At 74.3% G+C, this 18962-nt stretch carries 14 protein-coding genes; 10 read left to right on the top strand and 4 right to left on the bottom strand.

Features of this window, described 5'->3' with window-relative positions; all coding sequences use genetic code 11:
* Nucleotides 1–61 precede the first annotated feature (61 nt).
* Entirely contained in the window at nucleotides 62–613 is a 552-nt protein-coding gene (locus ACH499_RS31320) for a DUF1707 and FHA domain-containing protein (RefSeq protein ID WP_356202370.1), read from the top strand.
* A gap of 182 nt (nucleotides 614–795) precedes the next feature.
* A complete protein-coding gene (locus ACH499_RS31315) occupies nucleotides 796–2118 on the top strand; it encodes a M14 family zinc carboxypeptidase (protein WP_399020110.1) in 1323 nt (440 codons plus the stop codon).
* A gap of 34 nt (nucleotides 2119–2152) precedes the next feature.
* On the opposite strand, the gene lpdA is transcribed toward ACH499_RS31315, so the two are convergent.
* On the bottom strand, nucleotides 2153–3556 hold the full coding sequence (gene lpdA, locus ACH499_RS31310; protein ID WP_399020108.1) for a dihydrolipoyl dehydrogenase: 1404 nt from the start codon (nucleotides 3554–3556) through the stop codon (nucleotides 2153–2155).
* Nucleotides 3557–3675: 119 nt separating this feature from the next.
* Here lpdA and ACH499_RS31305 point away from each other — a divergent pair, with 119 nt between their 5' ends.
* Nucleotides 3676–4602 (top strand): LysR family transcriptional regulator, encoded by a 927-nt coding sequence (locus ACH499_RS31305; protein ID WP_399020106.1) that lies wholly within the window; start codon nucleotides 3676–3678, stop codon nucleotides 4600–4602.
* Between the two features lie 99 nt (nucleotides 4603–4701).
* Here the strand turns inward: ACH499_RS31305 and treY are convergent, their stop codons facing one another.
* Nucleotides 4702–7083 (bottom strand): malto-oligosyltrehalose synthase, encoded by a 2382-nt coding sequence (treY, locus tag ACH499_RS31300; protein ID WP_399020103.1) that lies wholly within the window; start codon nucleotides 7081–7083, stop codon nucleotides 4702–4704.
* Nucleotides 7084–7191: 108 nt separating this feature from the next.
* Between treY and ACH499_RS31295 the strand changes: the two genes are divergently transcribed.
* Nucleotides 7192–8613: an MFS transporter gene (locus ACH499_RS31295; RefSeq protein ID WP_399020101.1), complete on the top strand. Its 1422-nt coding sequence runs from the start codon at nucleotides 7192–7194 to the stop codon at nucleotides 8611–8613.
* Here ACH499_RS31295 and glgX read toward each other — a convergent pair.
* Entirely contained in the window at nucleotides 8610–10727 is a 2118-nt protein-coding gene (gene glgX / locus ACH499_RS31290; protein ID WP_356202363.1) for a glycogen debranching protein GlgX, read from the bottom strand. The two genes, ACH499_RS31295 and glgX, sit on opposite strands and share 4 nt — an antisense overlap.
* Before the next feature lie 344 nt (nucleotides 10728–11071).
* Between glgX and ACH499_RS31285 the strand changes: the two genes are divergently transcribed.
* Both ACH499_RS31285 and ACH499_RS31280 read left to right on the top strand, forming a co-directional pair.
* Entirely contained in the window at nucleotides 11072–12319 is a 1248-nt protein-coding gene (locus tag ACH499_RS31285) for an SAV2148 family HEPN domain-containing protein (RefSeq protein ID WP_356202361.1), read from the top strand.
* A gap of 116 nt (nucleotides 12320–12435) precedes the next feature.
* Nucleotides 12436–13158 carry a 3'-5' exonuclease gene (locus tag ACH499_RS31280; protein ID WP_356202359.1) on the top strand — a complete coding sequence of 241 codons (723 nt, stop codon included), beginning with the start codon at nucleotides 12436–12438 and terminating at the stop codon, nucleotides 13156–13158.
* Between the two features lie 227 nt (nucleotides 13159–13385).
* Here ACH499_RS31280 and ACH499_RS31275 read toward each other — a convergent pair whose 3' ends face one another.
* On the bottom strand, nucleotides 13386–14249 hold the full coding sequence (locus ACH499_RS31275; RefSeq protein WP_356202357.1) for an aminoglycoside phosphotransferase family protein: 864 nt from the start codon (nucleotides 14247–14249) through the stop codon (nucleotides 13386–13388).
* A 201-nt stretch (nucleotides 14250–14450) separates the two neighbouring features.
* Here ACH499_RS31275 and ACH499_RS31270 point away from each other — a divergent pair, with 201 nt between their 5' ends.
* From ACH499_RS31270 to ACH499_RS31255, 4 genes are all read left to right on the top strand, one after another.
* On the top strand, nucleotides 14451–15398 hold the full coding sequence (locus ACH499_RS31270) for a carbohydrate ABC transporter permease (RefSeq protein ID WP_399020098.1): 948 nt from the start codon (nucleotides 14451–14453) through the stop codon (nucleotides 15396–15398).
* A complete protein-coding gene (locus ACH499_RS31265) occupies nucleotides 15395–16228 on the top strand; it encodes a carbohydrate ABC transporter permease (protein ID WP_399020095.1) in 834 nt (277 codons plus the stop codon). Before ACH499_RS31270 ends, ACH499_RS31265 begins: the two co-directional genes overlap by 4 nt.
* On the top strand, nucleotides 16228–17511 hold the full coding sequence (locus ACH499_RS31260) for an ABC transporter substrate-binding protein (RefSeq protein WP_399020093.1): 1284 nt from the start codon (nucleotides 16228–16230) through the stop codon (nucleotides 17509–17511). Before ACH499_RS31265 ends, ACH499_RS31260 begins: the two co-directional genes overlap by 1 nt.
* A gap of 228 nt (nucleotides 17512–17739) precedes the next feature.
* Nucleotides 17740–18942, top strand: coding sequence for a glycosyltransferase (locus tag ACH499_RS31255; protein ID WP_399020091.1), 1203 nt, complete (start codon nucleotides 17740–17742; stop codon nucleotides 18940–18942).
* The last annotated feature ends 20 nt before the right edge of the window (nucleotides 18943–18962 follow it).

Below are 18962 nucleotides of genomic sequence, written 5' to 3'. Positions count from 1 at the left end.
GAGGCGGGCGGTTCCATGGTCTTCTGGACACCCCGGTGCCCGCTGACCGACAATCACCAGCGTGACGTCGTCCTTCGAGTTCAACACGTACCCCGCGCGGCTGTCCGACGCGGAGCGGGACAAGGCGCTCAAGGTGCTCCGGGACGGCGTCGCCCTGGGCCGTCTGTCGCACGACACCTTCGTGCGTCGCATGGAACTCGCGCTGGCCGCCCACCACTCCCACGAACTGGCGGCGCTCACCGCCGACCTGTCCACCGAGGGCAGGGTCTCGCGGCTGGTGTTCGGCACCGTCGAGGCGGTGTCCGGCTTCGGCGTACGGCTGCGCAGGGCCTGGCAGGCCGAACGGCTGCCCAAGCTGCTGCTGCCGCACCCCGGCACCGGCCATCCGCTGCGCATAGGGCGGGACCCGTCGAGCGGGCTGCGGCTGTCGCACGAGACGGTGTCCCGGGTGCACGCGGAACTCAGCCGCCAGGGCGGCATGTGGGTGCTGCGCGACCTCGGCTCCACCAACGGGACCACGGTCAACGGGCGGCGGGTCATCGGGGCCGCCGTCGTCCGCGAGGGCGACCAGATCGGCTTCGGCCAGATGGCGTTCCGGCTCTCCGCCGACTGAGGCGGCCGCAGGCCCCCGTCCCGGACATCAGGCCACGTCGCCCGGGCAACGCGCTTTGCTTTGCACGGTGTTGACGTACCGGGCAACTCGTGACTGACTGTGCGTTACACCGTGCACGTCAGGTGAACCGACGGCTCCCATCGTGGAGGTGTGCCCTGCCGCCCCTCCTTCGCTATCCGACCGTGGACGAGCTGGGCGTACGGGCCGCCGCACTCGTCGCCCGCCATCCCCGCGGCGCCCGGCTGCGCCGCGTCGGCACCTCCCGCGCGGGCACACCCCTGCTGCTGCTCTCCGTGGGCCACGGCACCCGGCACGCCCTCGTCGTCGCCGGGCCGCACGCCAACGAGCCCGCGGGCGGCGCCACCGTGCTGCGGCTGGCCGAGCGGGCCCTGGCCGACCCCCGGCTCACCGAGGGCGCCGACGCCACCTGGAACCTGCTGCTGTGCGCCGACCCCGACGGCCTGCGCCGCAACGAGGGCTGGCTGTCCGGCCCGTACACCCTCGGCCGCTACGCCCGGAACTTCTTCCGGCCCGGCTTCCTGGAACAGCCCGAGTGGCTGCCCGACGGCCCCGACCGCGCGGCGCTGCCCGAGACCCGCGCCCTGCTCGCGCTCCAGGACGAACTGCGGCCCTTCCTGCACTGCTCCCTGCACGGCGTCGACGTCGGCGGCGGCTTCGCCGAGCTGACCCACGACCTGCCGGGCCTCGCCCGGCGCATGGCCCACGCCGCGGCCCGCCTCGGCATCCCCCGCGAACTCGGGGCCTACGACACCCTGTACTGGCCCGGCCTCGGCCCCGCCCTCTACCGGATCCCGCAGCCCCGCCACGGCGACCTGACCCAGGCCATCACCGAGGCCGCCGTCGACTCGACGTGGTCCCATCCACGGCGGTACGGCACCGTCACCGCGGTCGTCGAGGCGCCCATGTGGGGCGTGGCCGCGGTGGCGGACGACTCGCCCCCCGCCGACCGGGACGCCGTGCTGCGCTCCGTCAGCCGCACCCTGCGCGACGACACCCGCCGGCTGCACCGCCTCCTGGCGAGGATCCGGCCGCACGCCACCGGCGCCGACGCGGCCCGCATGCTCGCACCGGTCGACGACTACCTGCTCGTCTGTCCCAGGCTGGCCGACGCCTGGGACCCCGACACCGACGACGGAACGGGCCGTTCCCTGCCGCCGATGAGCACCGCCCACCTGGTCGCCCTGAAGATCGCGGGCCGGCGCCTCGCCCTGCGCACGGCGGGGCTGCTGCACCAGTTGGTCACGCACAGCGGAAACGATCCGGCAGGGGTGCTGCCCGAACTGGACCACCTGGTCGACGAGTGGTGCGCCGACTACCGCGACGGATGCGGGGCCCGCTGGATCCCGGTCGAGCGCCAGGTCGAGTACCAGACCCGCGTCGTGCTCGCCGCCTTCGAACTCGCCGGCCGGCACCGGGGCGCGCTCTCCCCGCCGGCCGACCCGGGCCTGGGGTCCGAGCCGGCCGTCCCGATGCGTCAGGAGTGACGCCCGCCGCGGCCCGCGCGGCACGTGCCCGCCGCTACTGCTGGTGCAGCCCGCGCCCGGCCAGGGTCAGGAACGCCTCGCCGACGGCCTCCGACAACGTGGGGTGGGCGTGGACGTGCCGGGCGACGTCCGCTGGTTCGGCGTCCCAGCCGACGACGAGCTGGCTCTGCGCGATCATCTCCGACACGTGCGGGCCCACCAGGTGCACCCCGAGCACCCGGCCGCCCCCGGCCTCGGCGACGACCTTCACCATCCCGCCCTGCCCGTGCACCATGCCCTTGGCCACGGCCGTCAGCGGCATCACGTTGACGACCGGGTCGTGGCCGCGTGCGCGCGCCTCGGCCTCGCTCAGTCCCACGGCGGCGGTCTGCGGCGCCGAGTACGTCACCCGGGGCACGGCCGCGTAGTCGACCGGCGCCGACGCCACGCCGGCCAGCGTCTCGGCCACCAGCAGGCCCTCCGCGAACGAGGCGTGGGCCAGCCCGGGGGACGGCGGCGGCAGCAGGTCGCCCACGACGTGGACGCCGGGCACGGCGGTCTCCAGCCGGGTCCAGTCCGCCGGTACGACGAAGCCCCGCTCGTCGGTGCCGAGGCCGGCCGCCGCGAGGTCCAGCCCGTCGGTCACCGGGGTCCGGCCGACGGCCACGAGCAGCCGCTCGGCCTCCACCGCGAGCGTCTCGCCCCGCGCCGTGCGCACCCGCGCCCGTACGCCGTTCTCCAGCACCTCGGCGTCCAGCAGCCGCGCGCCCGTCCGCACGTCGACGCCGCGCTTCTTCAGACCGCGCGTCAGATGACGGCCGACGTCCGCGTCCTCCAGCGGCACGATGCGCTCCGCGGCCTCCACGAGCGTGACCTCCGCGCCCATCGACCGGTGGAACGAGGCGTACTCGACGCCGATCGCGCCGCCGCCCAGGACCAGGACGGACGCCGGGAGCCCGGGTGCGAAGAGCGCGTCGTCGCTCGTCACCACGCGCCGCCCGTCCGGGGCGAGCCCCGGAAGAGTGCGCGGGCGTGAGCCGGTGGCCAGCACGATCCCGCGGCGCGCGCCGAGCCCGGCGCCGCCGTCCACGCGTACGGAGCGCGGTCCCGTGAGCCGCGCGCTGCCTCGCACCACCCGTACGCCCGCGTGCGCGAGATGCGCCTGGACGCCCCGGTGGTTCCGCGTCACGATGTCGTCGCGGGTGGCGACCAGCGCGGGCCAGTCGACGCCGTCCAGGGCCGCCTTCACCCCCCAGCGTTCGCGTGCCTCGGCGATGCCGTCCACCAGTTCGGCGGCGTGCAGCATCGCCTTGCTCGGGATGCAGCCGCGGTGCAGGCAGGTGCCGCCGACCTTGTCGCGCTCGACGAGGGCGACGTCGAGTCCCAGGGCCGCGGCGCGCAGCGCGGTGCTGTAACCGCCGGTGCCGCCGCCGATGACGATCACGTCGTGTGTGTCCATGGCCCCAGCCTCCGTCCGGCCCTTGCCATGAGTCCAAGGCAATGTTCTTGTGGATTCGATGCAGGACGTTCATGGCGGCGCACGCGCGGGAGCGCGGCGGGCCGGGAGGGGGAGCGGAGTTGAGCCTGCGCCAGATGGAGTACTTCATGGCCGTCGTCGAGGAGGCGTCGTTCACCCGGGCGGCCGAGACCCTGCACGTCACGCAGTCGGCGCTCTCGCACCAGATCAAGGCCCTGGAACGGTCGGTCGGCGGTGCCCTGCTCGAGCGGATGCCGCGCGGGGTGCGGCTGACGCCGATGGGCCGCGCCTTCCGGCCGCACGCCGAACTCGCCGTCCGCAGCGCCGCGCAGGCCCGCCGCGCGGCCCGCGCCGCCGCCGGGGCCGAGGGCGGGGAACTGCACGTCGCGGCCCTGCACTCGGTGGCCGTCGGGATCCTGCCCGACGTCTTCGCCCGCTGGCGCGCCGCGCACCCCGGCGTCCTGCTGCACCTGCACGAGTACGCCACCACCGAGGCGCTGCAGGAGCGGGTGGAGCGCGGCACCGCGGACCTCGCCGTCGGCCCGGCGCCCCGCGACTGGCCCGGCACCGTCGTCCCGGTCGGCGAGGAGGAGATCGTCCTCGTGGTGCCCTTCGACGACCGCTTCGCGGGCCGTACGACGGTGACCCTGCCGGAACTCGCGGACCGGCCCTGGGTGCGGTGCGCCATGGAACCCCTCGTGGAGGGCGAGAGGTTCCTCGACCGGGCATGCGGGCGTGCGGGCTTCCGGCCGCGTACCGCCGTCTTCACCGAGCACACGTCGACCGCGGTGCGGATGGCCGCCGCCGGGGTCGGCGTGTGCACGGCGCCGTCGCACATCGTCGGCGGCGCGGTCGGCGAGGACTGCGTCGTCCTCACCCCCGACCCGCCGTGGCGGCGGCCGCTGACGGTCTTCGCCCGCGTGCCGCCGACCGGCGCCGCCGAGGCGTTCGTCGCCCTGCTGCGCGACGCCTGGCCGACCCCGCTCATCCCCACCGCCCCGGCCGACCTCCGCGCCACGTCTCCTTGAGGTCTCCCCGAGACTCGGGGAGCCGCGCCCGTTGCGGGGCCGCGCCGCGCGTCGGCCCGGCCGCGGACGTGCGTTCCCGGCGCTCGCGCCAGGGGGGTGTCAGCCGGCCTCCGACGGCGTCTCCCTCCGCTCCAGGAGCGCCACCGGCAGCGTCGCGAACAGGTCCTCCACGCGCGCGTGCCCCTCGAACTCCCGGCCGGGGGTCAGCGCGTCGGCCCAGCGGCCGGGGGGCAGGACGAGCGTCGTCTCCCGCCAGCCGCCCGACTCGGCCAGCCGCAGGGACAGCCGGGTCACGGCCGTCACGACCTCGTCGGAGCGGACGAACGCCACGCAGTGCGCCGCCGCGGGCCCCTCGGCGGGCAGCGCCTCGTACGTCGCGGCGGCGCCGAACGCGCCGGGGCGCCGCGCGCGCACCGCCAGCGCCGCCCGGGTCACCGCGTCCTTCGGACCGGAAGCCGCGGGCGGGAAGCCCACGGGGCGCCGGTTGTCGGGGTCCACCAGCGCCCGGTACTCATCCTCCGTGCCCTGGTAGAGGTCCGGCACGCCCGGCATGGTCAGGTGGGTCAGGGCCGTGCCGAGCACGTTCGCCCGGATGTGCGGCTCCAGCCCGGCCCGGAACGCGGCCACCCGCTCGCCCGGCTCCCCGCACGGCCCCGCCGCCACGAACCGCGCCACCGCCTCCTCGTACGACGGCTCCTGCTCCGTCCAGCTCGTGTGCGTCCCCGCCTCGCGCACATGCTTCAGCAGCGCCTCCCGCACCCGTCCGGCCTCCGCGGGACCCAGTCCGAACACCGTCTGCCAGGCCGCCCACGCGAGCTGGGCGTCCGGTACGCCCTCGCCCGCGCCGGACACCTTCGTGACGACGTCCGCCCAGCGGTCGGGGCACTCGGTGAGCACCGCCAGCGCGGCGCGCACGTCGGCGCTGCGCTTGGTGTCGTGGGTGGACACCACCGTGCCGGTCACGGGCCAGTCGCGCTGCACGCGTGCGCAGTAGGCGTGGAACTCCTCCGGCGACACCGCGGGCCTGCCGGGGTCGCCGCCCACCTCGGTCGCCGACAGCAGCGGCACATAGCGGTAGAACGCCGTGTCCTCCACCGACTTGGCCCGCAGCGCCGACGCCGTCTGGGCGAACCGCGTCCGGAACTCCACCTGGTCCGGCCCGTCCCCGTAACGCCCCAGCACCAGATCCCGTACGACGTCCACCGCACCGGCCTCCTCCGGCACCGCGAACGCGAGCCGCGCCTGGGCCGCGGCCTCCTCGGTGACGACCGAGGCCGCGTCCGCCGGCGTGTAGGGGCGGTACACCTCCAGCCGGACCAGCAGTTCCCGCAACGCCGTGCGCAGCGCCCACGGCGCCCGGTCGCGCAGCTCCGCGTGCGGCGAGGCGACGCACAGCCGGTGCGCCACCCGGGTCAGCCGGTCGGTCTCGGCGGCCAGTTCGTGCGTCAGCACCTCGTACGCCGCCCGCCGCGCCGTCGCCGCCCAGTCCCCGCCCCGGTCCGCCCGCGGGGCGGCGAACGCGCGGTACCCGTCGAGGAGCTCCGCGTGCCCCGCCGGGTCGGTGAACAGCCCGTCGACGTGGTGCAGGGCGTCGTAGCCGGTGGTGCCCGCGACGGGCCAGGCGGCCGGCAGCCGCTCCCCGTCGGCGAGGATCTTCTCGACGACCGTCCACCGGCCGCCGCTCGCCTCGTGCAGCCGCCGCAGATAGGCACCGGGGTCGGCCAGGCCGTCCGGGTGGTCGACGCGCAGCCCGTCGACCACGCCCTCGTGCAGCAGCCCGAGGACGGTGGCGTGCGTGGCCTCGAAGACCTCCGGGTCCTCCACGCGCACCCCGATCAGCTCGGAGATGCTGAAGAAACGCCGGTAGTTCAGCTCGGTGCGGGCGAGCCGCCACCACACCGGCCGGTACCACTGCGCGTCCAGGAGCTGTGGCAGCGGCAGGTCCCGGGTGCCCTCCCGCAGGGGGAAGGCGTGGTCGTGGTAGCGCAGCACGTCGCCGTCGGCCCGCAGCTCGTCCAGCACCTCGCCGACGGGCGCGCCGAGCACCGGCAGCAGCACCTGCCCGCCCTGCGCCTCCCAGTCGATGTCGAACCACCGCGCGTACGGCGACCTCGGCCCCTCGCGCAGCACCTCCCACAGGGCGCGGTTGTGGCGGGGCGACATCGCCATGTGGTTCGGCACGATGTCCACGACCAGTCCGAGGCCGTGCTCCCGGGCGGTGCGCGAGAGCGCGCGCAGCCCCTCCTCGCCGCCCAGTTCCTCGCGCACCCGCGTGGGGTCGACGACGTCGTAGCCGTGCGCCGAGCCCGGGACCGCCTCCAGGACGGGGGACAGGTGCAGATGGCTGACGCCGAGCGAGGCCAGGTACGGCACGGCAGCCGCCGCGGCTCCGAAGGGGAACTCGGGCTGCAGTTGCAGCCGGTACGTCGCCAGGGGGGCGGCAGGGGCCGCGGGCACCGGGTCGGGTCGCTCAGGTGTCATGGAAAGCTACGTACCCGTCCCGCCGCCTTTCGTGTCATCGGCCCCTCCACGGGGGGAGGCGCGCGTGGCTAGCGTCGGGCGACGGACGGCACCGGGGGCAGGGGGAGCGTGGAGAGCACGGGGAGCACGGCGGCCACGGCGGACACGCGGCGCGAGCGCGGGACGCTGGAGACGTACCGGGAGGTCATCGGCCTGACCGGCCCGCTGCTGCCGGTCGTGTCCTTCCTCGGGCGGCTGCCGACGGCCACCATCCAGTTCGGCAGTGTGCTGCTCGTCGCCCGCACCAGCGGTTCGCTGGCGGCCGCGGGGCTGACCGGCGGAGCGCTGGCGATCGGGCAGGTGGCGTGCGGGCCGCTGGTGGGACGGCTCGCCGACCGGCACGGTCAGCGCACGGTCGTCCTCGTCCTCAGCCTCGTCAACGCCCTGGCGATCGCGGCGCTGGTGGCCGGCGCGCTGGCACGGCTGCCGACGGCCGCCCTGGTCGCCCTGGGCGCGGCGGCGGGTGCCGGGGTGCCGCTGATCGGTCCGCTGGCCCGGGCCCGGCTGGTGGCCCTCGCCCGGCGGGCCGGGGTGCCCGAGCCCACCGTGGGCGCCGCCCTGTCGTTCGAGAGCACGCTCGACGAGGTGTCCTTCGTGCTCGGTCCCGCGCTGGTCGGCGTCGCCGCGGTGCTCGCCCATCCGGCCCACGCCCTGGGCGGGGCGGCCCTGCTGGTCGCCGTGTGCGGTTCGGCCTTCGCCCTCCACCCGACGGCCCGCGCGACCCGTACGGCACCGCCCGAACCGGTCGCCCGGCCCGCGTCCGGGACCCGGCCGGAACCGGGCGCCACGCCCCCGTCCGGGAAGCGGCACGCGCCCGACGCCGGGCCCGCCTCGGGTGCCCCGTCCGACCCCGGCACACCACCCCCGCCGGCCCCCGACCGGATGCCCCGTTCGGTCCTGGCCCTCTACGCCTCCCTCGCCCTCCAGGGCGCGATGTTCGGGGCCTGCCAGGCGGGGATCGCCGCGCTCACCGAGCGGCTCGGGCAGGCGGACCAGGCCGGGCTCGTGTACGCCGCCATGGGGGTGATGAGCGCGGGCGCGGGGCTCGCCATGGCCGCCGTGCCCGCCCGGATCGGGCTGCGGGCCCGCTGGCGGGCGGCCACCGCGACGGCGTGCGTGCTGTCCCTGCCGCTGCTGTGGACGCAGAGCCTCGCCGCCCTGTACGCGGTCGTCACCGTCCTCGGCATCGCCTACGCGCCCCACCTGATCACCGTGTTCGCGCTCACCGAACGGACGGTGCCGCGCGCCCGGCTCGGCGAGGCGATGGCCTTCGCGACCAGCGCGATCGTCGGAGGGCAGGCGCTCGCCGTCGCCGTCACCGGCCGCCTGGCCGAGTCCCACGGACCGGTGGCGGCCTTCGCGGTGGGGTCCGCGGCCGCCGCCCTGGCCTGCGCCGTCGCCGTGACGGCACGCCCCGCGCCCCGCGCCGCGCACGGCGGGGCGGCCCCCCACGCGCGCGTGGAGGACCGCTCGGGCGACACGCTCTCCTAGACGGGCCGCTGCAGCACCGCCAGGCTCCGGTCGACCAGCGTCAGCCGGTCCCCGGCCTGCACCTTCCTCCCCGTCTGCAGGGGCGGGCCCTCGGTGCGGGCGGTGTCGACCACCACTTCCCACTGCCGGCCGTGGTCGACCGGCACCACGAAGTCCAGCGTCTTCGGCGAGGCGTTGAACATCAGCAGGAACGAGTCGTCGCAGATGCGCTCGCCGCGCGGACCCGGCTCGGAGATCGCGTTGCCGTTGAGGAACACCGTCAGCGCCGACGCCCGCGCCGAGTCCCAGTCCCGCTGCGTCATCTCCGCGCCCTCCGGGGTGAACCACGCGATGTCCGACAGCTCGTCGTGGGTGCCCTCCACGGGCCGCCCGTGGAAGAAGCGCCGCCTGCGGAAGACCGGGTGGTCCTTGCGCAGCCACACCATCGCCCGGGTGAACTCCAGCAGCCCGGTGCCGGTCTTCTCGCCGTCCGGCCAGGCCACCCAGGCCAGTTCGTTGTCCTGGCAGTAGGCGTTGTTGTTGCCCCGCTGCGTGCGGGCGAACTCGTCGCCGTGGCTGATCATCGGCACGCCCTGGGACAACAGCAGCGTGGCGATGAAGTTCCGCATCTGCCGGGCCCGCAGCTCCAGCACCTTCGGGTCGTCGGTGTCGCCCTCGGCACCGCAGTTCCAGGACCGGTTGTGGCTCTCGCCGTCCCGGTTGTCCTCGCCGTTGGCCGCGTTGCGCTTGTCGTTGTACGAGACCAGGTCGTGCAGGGTGAAGCCGTCGTGGCAGGTGACGAAGTTGATGGAGGCCAGCGGGCGGCGCCCGTCGTCCTGGTACAGGTCGGACGAGCCGGTCAGCCGGGAGGCGAACTCCGCCAGAGTGCGCTGCTCCCCGCGCCACAGGTCCCGCACCGTGTCCCGGTACTTGCCGTTCCACTCCGTCCACAGCGGCGGGAAGTTGCCCACCTGGTAGCCGCCCTCGCCCACGTCCCACGGCTCGGCGATCAGCTTCACCTGCGAGACCACCGGGTCCTGCTGCACCAGGTCGAAGAAGGACGACAGCCGGTCCACCTCGTGGAACTGCCGCGCCAGGGTCGCCGCGAGGTCGAAGCGGAACCCGTCGACATGCATCTCGGTGACCCAGTACCGCAGCGAGTCCATGATCATCTGGAGGACGTGCGGGGACCGCATGAGCAGCGAGTTGCCCGTGCCCGTGGTGTCCATGTAGTACTGCGGGTCGTCGGTCAGCCGGTAGTACGACGGGTTGTCGATGCCCTTGAAGGACAGCGTCGGGCCCAGGTGGTTGCCCTCGGCGGTGTGGTTGTAGACCACGTCGAGGATGACCTCGATCCCCGCCTCGTGCAGCGCCTTCACCGCCGACTTGAACTCCAGCACCTGCTGCCCGCGGTCGCCCCAGGAGGCGTACGCGTTGTGCGGGGCGAAGAAGCCGATCGTGTTGTAGCCCCAGTAGTTGCTCAGCCCCATGTCGGCCAGGCGGTGGTCGTCGACGAACTGGTGGACCGGCATCAGCTCCAGCGTCGTCACCCCCAGCTTGGTGAGGTGCTCGACGATCGCCGGGTGAGCGAGTCCCGCGTAGGTGCCGCGCAGCTCCTCGGGGAGCCCGGGGTGGCGCATGGTGAGGCCCTTCACATGGGCCTCGTAGATCACCGTGTGGTGGTACTCCGTCCGGGGGCGCCGGTCGTCGCCCCAGTCGAAGTACGGGTTGACCACCACCGACGACATGGTGTGCGGCGCCGAGTCCAGGTCGTTGCGCCGTCCGGGGTCGTCGAAGTGGTAGCCGTACACCTCCTCGCCCCACCGGATCGAGCCGCTGATCGCACGCGCGTACGGATCGAGGAGCAGCTTCGCCGAGTTGCAGCGCAGCCCGCGCTCCGGGGCGTACGGGCCGTGCACGCGGTAGCCGTACCGCTGGCCCGGCATCACGCCCGGCAGGTACGCGTGCCGTACGAACGCGTCGCTCTCGCGCAGTTCCACCGCCGTCTCCGAGCCGTCGTCGTGCAGCAGACACAGCTCTACTCGGTCCGCGGCCTCCGTGAAGACCGCGAAGTTGGTGCCGGCGCCGTCGTACGTGGCGCCGAGGGGATACGCCTCTCCAGGCCAGACCTGCATGGACACGACTCTTTCAGGTGTACGGCGCCGGTGCGGACGCCTGGGCTCCGAGTCTCCCCGAAAGTGAGGCGACCACCTAGCACTCACGTGCTCCTACCCGCCGCGCGCGCCGATCCGCTCCGGGCGTTCTCCCGGCCGTCCTCCTCGCGCCGCAGCACGTCACTCGTATGAAACCGCTCACTCGACGGTGGCCCGGGGCCCCAAACGGCCGCGCGGATCACGGGCGTTGGCGAAACCGGCCTGCGCATCGGGCTGCACCGCGCACCGCTCGCGGAGTACCCTTCCTTGATCGTTGGGACGGGGTCTGACCGGTAGTGCTCCGGGGAGCGGAAGGCGGTGCGCGGGTGGGCTCGGGAGGGCTGGAGCTGCCCCCTGGTGGCGAGGGTCACGAGGGGACCTCCACGGACGTCCCGCCCGGTGCGGTGTCCCTGGCGCGGCCCGTGAACGCGGGCGCGATCGGTCCGGAACTGGACTGGGACTCCGGCGCCTGGCACGAGGTGCGCACACGCGCGCAGCGGGCCGGCCGGGCCTACATCTGGCTGAACCTCGTCGAGCAGCGGCTGCGCGCGGTCGTCGCCGCGGTCCTGCGGCCGGTGTACGAACCCGTCCACGGCGACGACTGGGTGGTCGCCGCCGCCGGGCCCGCCGGGCAGGAGTGGGTGCAGCGCGCCGTCGCCGTCCGCGAGGTCAGCCGCCGCAAGGGCTACCTCCTCGACCCGGCCGACGACAACGTCCTCAGCTTCCTCACGCTGCCGCAGCTCCGCGAGCTGATGGTGCAGCACTGGCCCTGCTTCGAGCCGTACGTCGACGAGCGCCGCGACGTGGAACTGGCCCTGGACGAGCTGGAGGTCACCCGCAACGTCGTCTCCCGCAACCGGGCGCTGTCCGAGGCGGTCCTGAACCAGGCCGAGCGGGCCTCGGCACGGCTGCTCGAGGTCCTCGGCACGGGCAGCGACCTGCCGTCCGCGCGGCGACTGCCGGTGGACGCGGTGGAGGACCTGGTCGGCGACCGGTACGCCGACGTGGTCGCCGTGCACCCGGACCGGGTCCGGCTGCTGCGCCAGTTCCCGGCGGAGGACATCTTCGGCGGCGCCCGCCGCCTGGACGCCGTCGGCATCGGCCTCAACCTCCTCGTGCAGAACTTCTCCGGCCGCCGCCTGCTGCGGATGGCCGAGGCCGGAGGCCGGGTGCGGCTGCTGTTCCTGAACCCCGCCTCCGGCGCCATCAAGCGCCGCGAGCGCGAACTGGGCATCAAGCGCGGCGAGCTGAGCCGCGCCGTCGAGACGAACATCCTGCACATGCGCCGGGTGCGCTCCCGGCTGCGGGACCCGGGCGCCTTCGAGATCCAGGTCTTCGACGACACCCCGCGCTTCACGGCCTACCTCGTGGACGGGGACGGTGCCGACGGCATCGCGGTCGTCCAGTCCTATCTGCGCCGGACGCGGGGGATGGAGGCGCCGGTGCTCGTCCTGCGCAACGGGCGCAACGGCGGAAAGGTCGTCAAATCGGACCACAGTGAAGAAGGTGGGCTTTTCCCCACCTATCGTGAGGAGTTCGAGCTGATGTGGGCGGATTCGCGTCCGGTGTCGTGAGCGCCGGCGCGGGGCAGGACCCGGGCAGAAGCGGAACGCGATCCTCTGATTGTCAGTGGCCCGTGCGAAGGTGGGGAACCACTGGGGGAACGCACCACCGAGGAGGGGGACCGCCCATGGGCTGGCACCAGGAGCTGCTGATCGGCTTCGACCTGGAGACGACGGGCACCGACCCGCGCGAGGCGCGCATCGTCACGGGCGCCGTGATAGAGGTCAGGGGCGGGGAGCCGCTCGGCCGCCGGGAGTGGCTGGCCGACCCCGGCGTGGAGATCCCGGCGGACGCGGTGGCGGTGCACGGCATCAGCAACGAACGCGCGGCCGCCGAGGGCCGCCCCGCGGACGAGGTCGCCGACGCCATGGCCGGGGTCCTCGCGGCCTACTGGCGGACGGGCGTGCCGGTCGTCGCCTACAACGCGGCCTTCGACCTCACCCTGCTCTCCGCCGAACTGCGGCGGTACGGGCTGCCGTCCCTGCGCGAGCGCCTCGGCGGCCTGGACCCGGCGCCCGTCATAGACCCGTACACCATCGACCGCTCCGTCGACCGGTACCGGCGCGGCAAACGCAATCTGGAGGCGGTCTGCCGGGAGTACGGCGTGCCGCTCGACGCCGCCCACGACGCGTCGGCCGACGCCCTGGCCGCGGCCCGGCTCGCCTCGGCGATAGCCGGCCGCCACCCCAAGGTCGCCGCCCTCGGCCCGGCGGAGCTGCACCACCGCCAGATCGAGTGGTACGCGCGATGGGCGGCGGACTTCCAGGACTTCCTGCGCCGCAAGGGCGACACCACGGCGGTCGTCGACGGGACCTGGCCCGTACGCGAACTGGCCGGCGAACGGGTCTGACCCCGGCCCCGCAGGCCACCGCCTGCGCCCGCCGGACCACCGCACGCCCCACGCCGGGCCCGGCGCCGGCTCCACGCGCAGGGCCGCCGTCCGTCCCCGCCGGACCACCGCCCGGGTCTCGTCGGCCAACGCCCGCGCTGCGCGCCGGACCGCCGCCCGGGTCCGCCCGGCCGTCGTGCGGCTCGGGCCGAGGCCCGCGGTCGAGGCCCCGACGTCAAGTCCCCGCGTCAGAACGGATACCAGCGCACCGTCGGGTCCCCGTCGCGCAGCGACGCCACCCGGCGTTCGAACTCGGCCAGTGCCTTCGGATTGCTCGGCGCGTGCTGGGCCACCCAGGCACAGCTCGCCGTCTCCCGCGCCCCGCGCAGCACCGCGCAGCCGTCCCACTCGCGCACGTCCCAGCCGTACGTCGCGGTGAAGGCGTCGTACGCCTCGGCGGGCAGCCCGTAGCGGTCCCGGCTGAGCGCCATCACCACCAGGTCGTGCTCGCGCAGGTCCGAGGAGAAGGTCTCCAGGTCGATCAGGACCGGCCCGTCGGGACCGACATGCGCGTTGCGGGGCAGCGCGTCGCCGTGGATCGGACCCGGCGCCAGATGCGGGGTGAGCGCGGCCGCGGCCGCCGCGAAGCCGTCACGACGGTCCCGCAGGAACGCCGCGTCGGCGGGGTCGATCACGTCGCCCGCGAGCCGCAGCCAGCGCTCCACGCCGCCCAGCAGCTCGCGGGGCGGCAGCGCGAACGAGGGGGAGGGCAGCGCGTGGACGAGCCGGAGCAGCTCCGCCACATCGCGCGGCTCGGTGGGCCGCACCGCCTCGGGCAGCCGGTGCCACACGGTCACGGGATGTCCGTCGACGACCACCGGGTCGGGCCGGGCCGCCCGCACCGCCGGCACACCGGCCTCCTCCAGCCACAGGGCGACGGCCAGTTCCCGGCGCGCCCGCTCCAGGAGACCCGCGTCCCGGCCCACCTTGACCGCCAGGTCACCGGCGGCGAACACGGCGTTCTCGCCGAGCGCCAGCAACCGCGCCTCCCGCGCCGGACCGGGCAGCACCTCCGCCGCGGCCAGCACCTCCCGCGCCCGTGCCTCGTCCATCGTCCGCCCTCCGTGTCCGTCTGGTCCGTACAAGCCGTTCCCGGCCGTCGCCGGGGGCGGTCTCCCACCGTCCGGATCCGGCCATCCGTCGGTCAGTGTCGCATTCGCACAGGTGGGAGCGTGTACGCGGTGTCTTGACGGGGCACGGCGCCTTCACGACCATGACCAGGCCCGTCCGAGCCGTGCGAAGGGGCTGATGACGTGACAGCGGTGACCGAGGCGAGGAGACCGGCGTCCCGCGCGCCCGGCACACGCCCGCCCCGGCACGGCCCAGGTCCCGGCGCCTGGTTCCTGGTGCTGCCCGCGCTGATCCCCATCCTGGTCCTCAGCGTCGGACCGCTCCTCTACGGCATCCTGCTGGCCTTCACCGACGCCCAGTCGGGCCGGACCGAGCCCACCCGGTGGATCGGCACCCTGAACTTCCAGGACCTGCTGCACGACACGCTGTTCTGGGAGTCGTTCCGCATCGGCCTGCTGTGGGCCGTCGGCGTGACCGTGCCCCAGTTCCTGCTCGCGCTCGGCCTCGCCCTGCTGCTCAACCGCGACCTGCGGCTGCGCTGGCTGGCCCGCGCCCTGGCGATCATCCCCTGGGCCATGCCCGAGGTGGTCGTCGGCATCATGTGGCGGCTGGTCTACAACCCGGACGCCGGCGTCCTCAACGAGACGCTGCGCGACCTCGGCCTCGGCGACGGACACGACTGGCTCAGCGGCCTCGCCACCGCCCTGCCCGCCGTGATCGTCGTCGGCGTCTGGGCCGGGATGCCGCAGACCACGGTCGCCCTGCTCGCCGGCCTCCAGAGCACCCCGCGCGAGCTGCACGAGGCCGCCGCGGTCGACGGCGCCGGCGCCTGGCGCCGCTTCCGCACGGTCACCTGGCCCGCCCTGAAGCCGGTCGCGCTCGCCATCACCGCGCTCAACCTCATCTGGAACTTCAACTCCTTCGCCCTGGTCTACGTGCTGACCAACGGCGGCCCCGGCGGCCGGACCCGGCTGCCCATGCTCTTCGCCTACGAGGAGGCCTTCCGTTACGGCCAGTTCGGGTACGCGGCGGCGATGGGCTGCGTCATGGTCGCCGTGATCTCGGTGCTGCTGGCCGTCTTCCTCGCCGGCCGGCTCAAGGGCGGCCTTCGGGGAGGTGACGGGGCGTGAGGACCTCGACCGCGGCCCGCGTGGGCCAGTACGCGGCGCTGCTCGCCTATCTGGTCTTCCTGGCCTTCCCGTTCCTGTGGCTGATCTCCACCGCGTTCAAACCGCCGCGCGAGCTGGCGAGCCTCCACCCCACCTGGATCCCCGAGGACCCCACCCTCGACAACTTCCGGCAGGCCTTCGACGAGCAGCCGCTGCTGCACGCGGCCCTCAACTCCCTGCTCGCCGCGCTCGGCGCCGCCGTCATCGCCGTGGTGATCGCGACGCCGACGGCGTACGTCATGGCCCGCCACCGCGGCCGGCTCGGCAGGGCGGCCACGGGCTGGGTCGTCGTCAGCCAGGCCTTCCCGTTCGTCCTGCTGATCATCCCGCTCTTCCTGGTCCTGAAGAACCTCCGCATGATCAACTCCGTGCCCGGGCTGGTGATGGTCTACGTCGTGTGGTCCCTGCCGTTCGCGCTGTGGATGCTCGCGGGCTACGTCCGGGCCGTGCCCGCCGAGCTGGAGGAGGCCGCGGCCGTCGACGGCGCCGGACGGCTGCGCACCCTCGTCTCGGTGACCGCGCCGCTGCTCGCGCCGGGGATCGTGGCGACGGCGCTGTTCGCGTTCATCACCGCGTGGAACGAGTTCTTCTTCGCGCTCGTGCTGCTGAAGACACCCGAGATACAGACCCTGCCCGTCGTGCTCACCCACTTCATCGGCGCCGAGGGCGTCGCCGACCTGGGCCCGCTCGCGGCGGCGGCCTTCCTCGCGACCCTGCCCTCGCTGGTGGTGTTCGCCCTCATCCAGCGGCGGATCACGGGCGGCATGCTCGCCGGGGCGGTGAAGAGCTGATGCGGACCAGGACCACGACCCTGCTGCTGACCCTCGTCCTGCTGCTCACCGCCTGCTCGGGCGGGGGCGGCGACACCGACGACGGCCGGATCACCCTGCGCTTCCTGTCCCTGGCCTGGCAGGAGGAGTCGGTCCGGGTCAACAAGGAACTGGTGCGGGAGTGGAACGCGGCCCACCCCGACGTACGGGTCGAGTACGTCCAGGGAAGCTGGGACAGCGTCCACGACCAGCTCCTCACCTCCTTCGAGGGCGGCGAGGCACCGGACGTCATCCACGACGCCTCCGACGACCTCGCGGACTTCGCCTACGGCGGCTACCTCGCCGACCTGGGCACCCTGCTGCCCGAGCGGCTGAAGTCCGACATCCCGCGGCGGAGCTGGGAGACCGTCACCTTCGGCGACGGCGTCTACGGCGTGCCCTTCCTCCAGGAACCCCGTGTCCTGATCGCCAACACGGCCCTGCTGGAGAAGTCGGGCGTCCGCATCCCCACCCCCGCGCACCCCTGGTCCTGGCCGGAGTTCCGGCAGGTGGCCGAGCGGCTGAGCGGCGACGGGAAGTACGGGGTGGCGTGGCCGCTGAAGGACCCCGTGTCCGCCACGCTCAACCTGTCGCTGTCCACCGGCGGACAGCTCTTCCACCGCGGCGACGACGGCCGGGTCACCGTCCGCTTCGAGGCGGGCGACCAGGTCGTGCCGCGCACCATCCACGAGCAGGTCGGCCGCGACCGCAGCGCGTCCCCCACCACCCTGGGCAGCGGCGGCTCCGACACCCTGCCCGGCTTCTTCGCCGGCAAGTACGCGATGGTCCCGCTCGGCTTCTCCTACCGCCAGCAGATCGTGCAGCAGGCACCCGAGGGCTTCGCATGGCAGGTGCTGCCCGCCCCCGCGGGCGCGGGCGGCCCCGCCCAGGGCGTCAGTCCGCAGACCCTCTCGATCGCCGAGGACAGCCCGCACAAGAAGGAGGCCGCCGAGTTCATCGACTTCCTCCTCCAGCCGGACAACATGGTGCGCCTCGCCCTCGGCGACTGGATGCTGCCCACCGGCACCCGGGCCCTGGCCGACCCCGCACTGCGCACGCCCGAGCACGGCTGGGCCACCGGAACCGCCCTCGCCGGCCATCTGCGCTCCGCCCCCGCGCAGTCCGTCCGGGGCTACCCGGAGTGGAAGGACAAGGTGGCGACGCCCGCGCTCCAGGAGTACTACAGCGGGGCGATCGGCATGGACGAACTGCGCGAGAGACTGGAGGAGGACGGGAACCTCGTCCTCGCCCGCTACCAGCGCTGACGTCCGTCGGCGCGACATCCCGTGGCCCGCCGCCCGCGCGGCCTCCTGGCGCCGCCCGCGCGGCAGCTCCCGACGCCCGCTGCACGCGTCCCTGCCCGGGCGCCGACTGGACGCCGCGTGCTCGTCGGGGAGGGTGCCGCCCCATCGGTGGCTGCTGCCGCACGAGGAGCCGACGGCACGAGGAGAAACCAGTTGTACGAGACGTATCGTCTCGCCTAGGGTCGGGCCATGACCAGTCCCGCTCACATCGCCATGTTCTCCGTCGCCGCGCACGGCCACGTCAATCCCAGCCTGGAGGTGATCCGCGAACTCGTCGCGCGAGGGCACCGGGTGACGTACGCGATCCCGCCCGCCTTCGCCGAGAAGGTCGCCGCGACGGGGGCCGAGCCGAAGCCGTGGAACTCCACGCTGCCCGGCCCCGACGCCGACCCGGAGGAGTGGGGGACCACGCTGCTGGACAACGTTGAACCGTTCCTGAACGACGCGATCCAGGCGCTCCCGCAGCTCGTCGACGCCTATGAGGGGGACGAACCGGACCTCGTCCTGCACGACATCGCCTCCTACCCGGCCCGCGTCCTCGGCCACCGCTGGAACGTCCCCGTCATCTCCCTGTCCCCGTGCATGGTCGCCTGGGAGGGGTACGAGCAGGAGGTCGCCGAACCGATGTGGGAGGAGCCGAAGCGGACCGAGCGCGGCCGGGCCTACTACGCCCGCTTCCACGCCTGGCTGGAGGAGAACGGGATCACCCTGCACCCCGACCACTTCGCGGGCCGCCCCGACCGCTCCCTGGTGCTGATCCCCCGGGCGCTGCAGCCCAACGCCGACCGCGTCGACACGACCACGTACACCTTCGTCGGCGCCTGCCAGGGCGACCGGAGCCAGGAGGGGGAGTGGAAGCGCCCCGAGGGGGCCGGGAAGGTGGTGCTGGTCTCCCTCGGGTCCTCGTTCACCAAGCAGCCCGCGTTCTACCAGGAGTGCGTCAAGGCCTTCGGCGACCTGCCCGGCTGGCACGTGGTGCTCCAGATCGGCCGGCACGTCGACCCCGCCGAACTGGGCGACGTACCGGAGAGTGTGGAAGTGCGCTCCTGGGTGCCGCAGTTGGCGGTGCTCCAGCAGGCCGACCTGTTCGTCACCCACGCGGGCGCCGGCGGCAGCCAGGAGGGCCTGGCCACGGCCACGCCCATGATCGCCGTACCGCAGGCAGTCGACCAGTTCGCCAACGCGGACATGCTCCAGGGGCTCGGTGTGGCCCGGCACCTGCCCGCCGAGGAGGCCACCGCCGAGGCGCTGCGCACCGCGGCCCTCGCCCTCGTCGACGACCCGGAGGTGGCCCGGCGGCTGTCGGAGATCCGGGAAGGGATGGCCGGCGAGGGCGGCACCCGGCAGGCCGCCGACCTGATCGAGGCCGAGCTGGCGGCCGCCAGGGCCTGACCGGGCGAGCGGCACACCGA

Origin of the sequence: Streptomyces sp. NPDC018947 (assembly GCF_044390505.1) — a bacterium.
Lineage (GTDB): Bacteria > Actinomycetota > Actinomycetes > Streptomycetales > Streptomycetaceae > Streptomyces.
Note: the sequence above shows the minus strand (reverse complement) of the source record. Positions and strands in the feature narration are given on the sequence as shown.

What these genes read in the sequence shown, in the direction of transcription:
- lpdA (WP_399020108.1), bottom strand. Translation starts at nt 3,556, where the DNA reads ATGGACACACACGACGTGATCGTCATCGGCGGCGGCACCGGCGGTTAC.
- ACH499_RS31255 (WP_399020091.1), top strand. Translation starts at nt 17,740, where the DNA reads ATGACCAGTCCCGCTCACATCGCCATGTTCTCCGTCGCCGCGCACGGC.
- ACH499_RS31280 (WP_356202359.1), top strand. Translation starts at nt 12,436, where the DNA reads ATGGGCTGGCACCAGGAGCTGCTGATCGGCTTCGACCTGGAGACGACG.
- treY (WP_399020103.1), bottom strand. Translation starts at nt 7,083, where the DNA reads ATGACACCTGAGCGACCCGACCCGGTGCCCGCGGCCCCTGCCGCCCCC.
- ACH499_RS31275 (WP_356202357.1), bottom strand. Translation starts at nt 14,249, where the DNA reads ATGGACGAGGCACGGGCGCGGGAGGTGCTGGCCGCGGCGGAGGTGCTG.
- glgX (WP_356202363.1), bottom strand. Translation starts at nt 10,727, where the DNA reads ATGCAGGTCTGGCCTGGAGAGGCGTATCCCCTCGGCGCCACGTACGAC.
- ACH499_RS31260 (WP_399020093.1), top strand. Translation starts at nt 16,228, where the DNA reads ATGCGGACCAGGACCACGACCCTGCTGCTGACCCTCGTCCTGCTGCTC.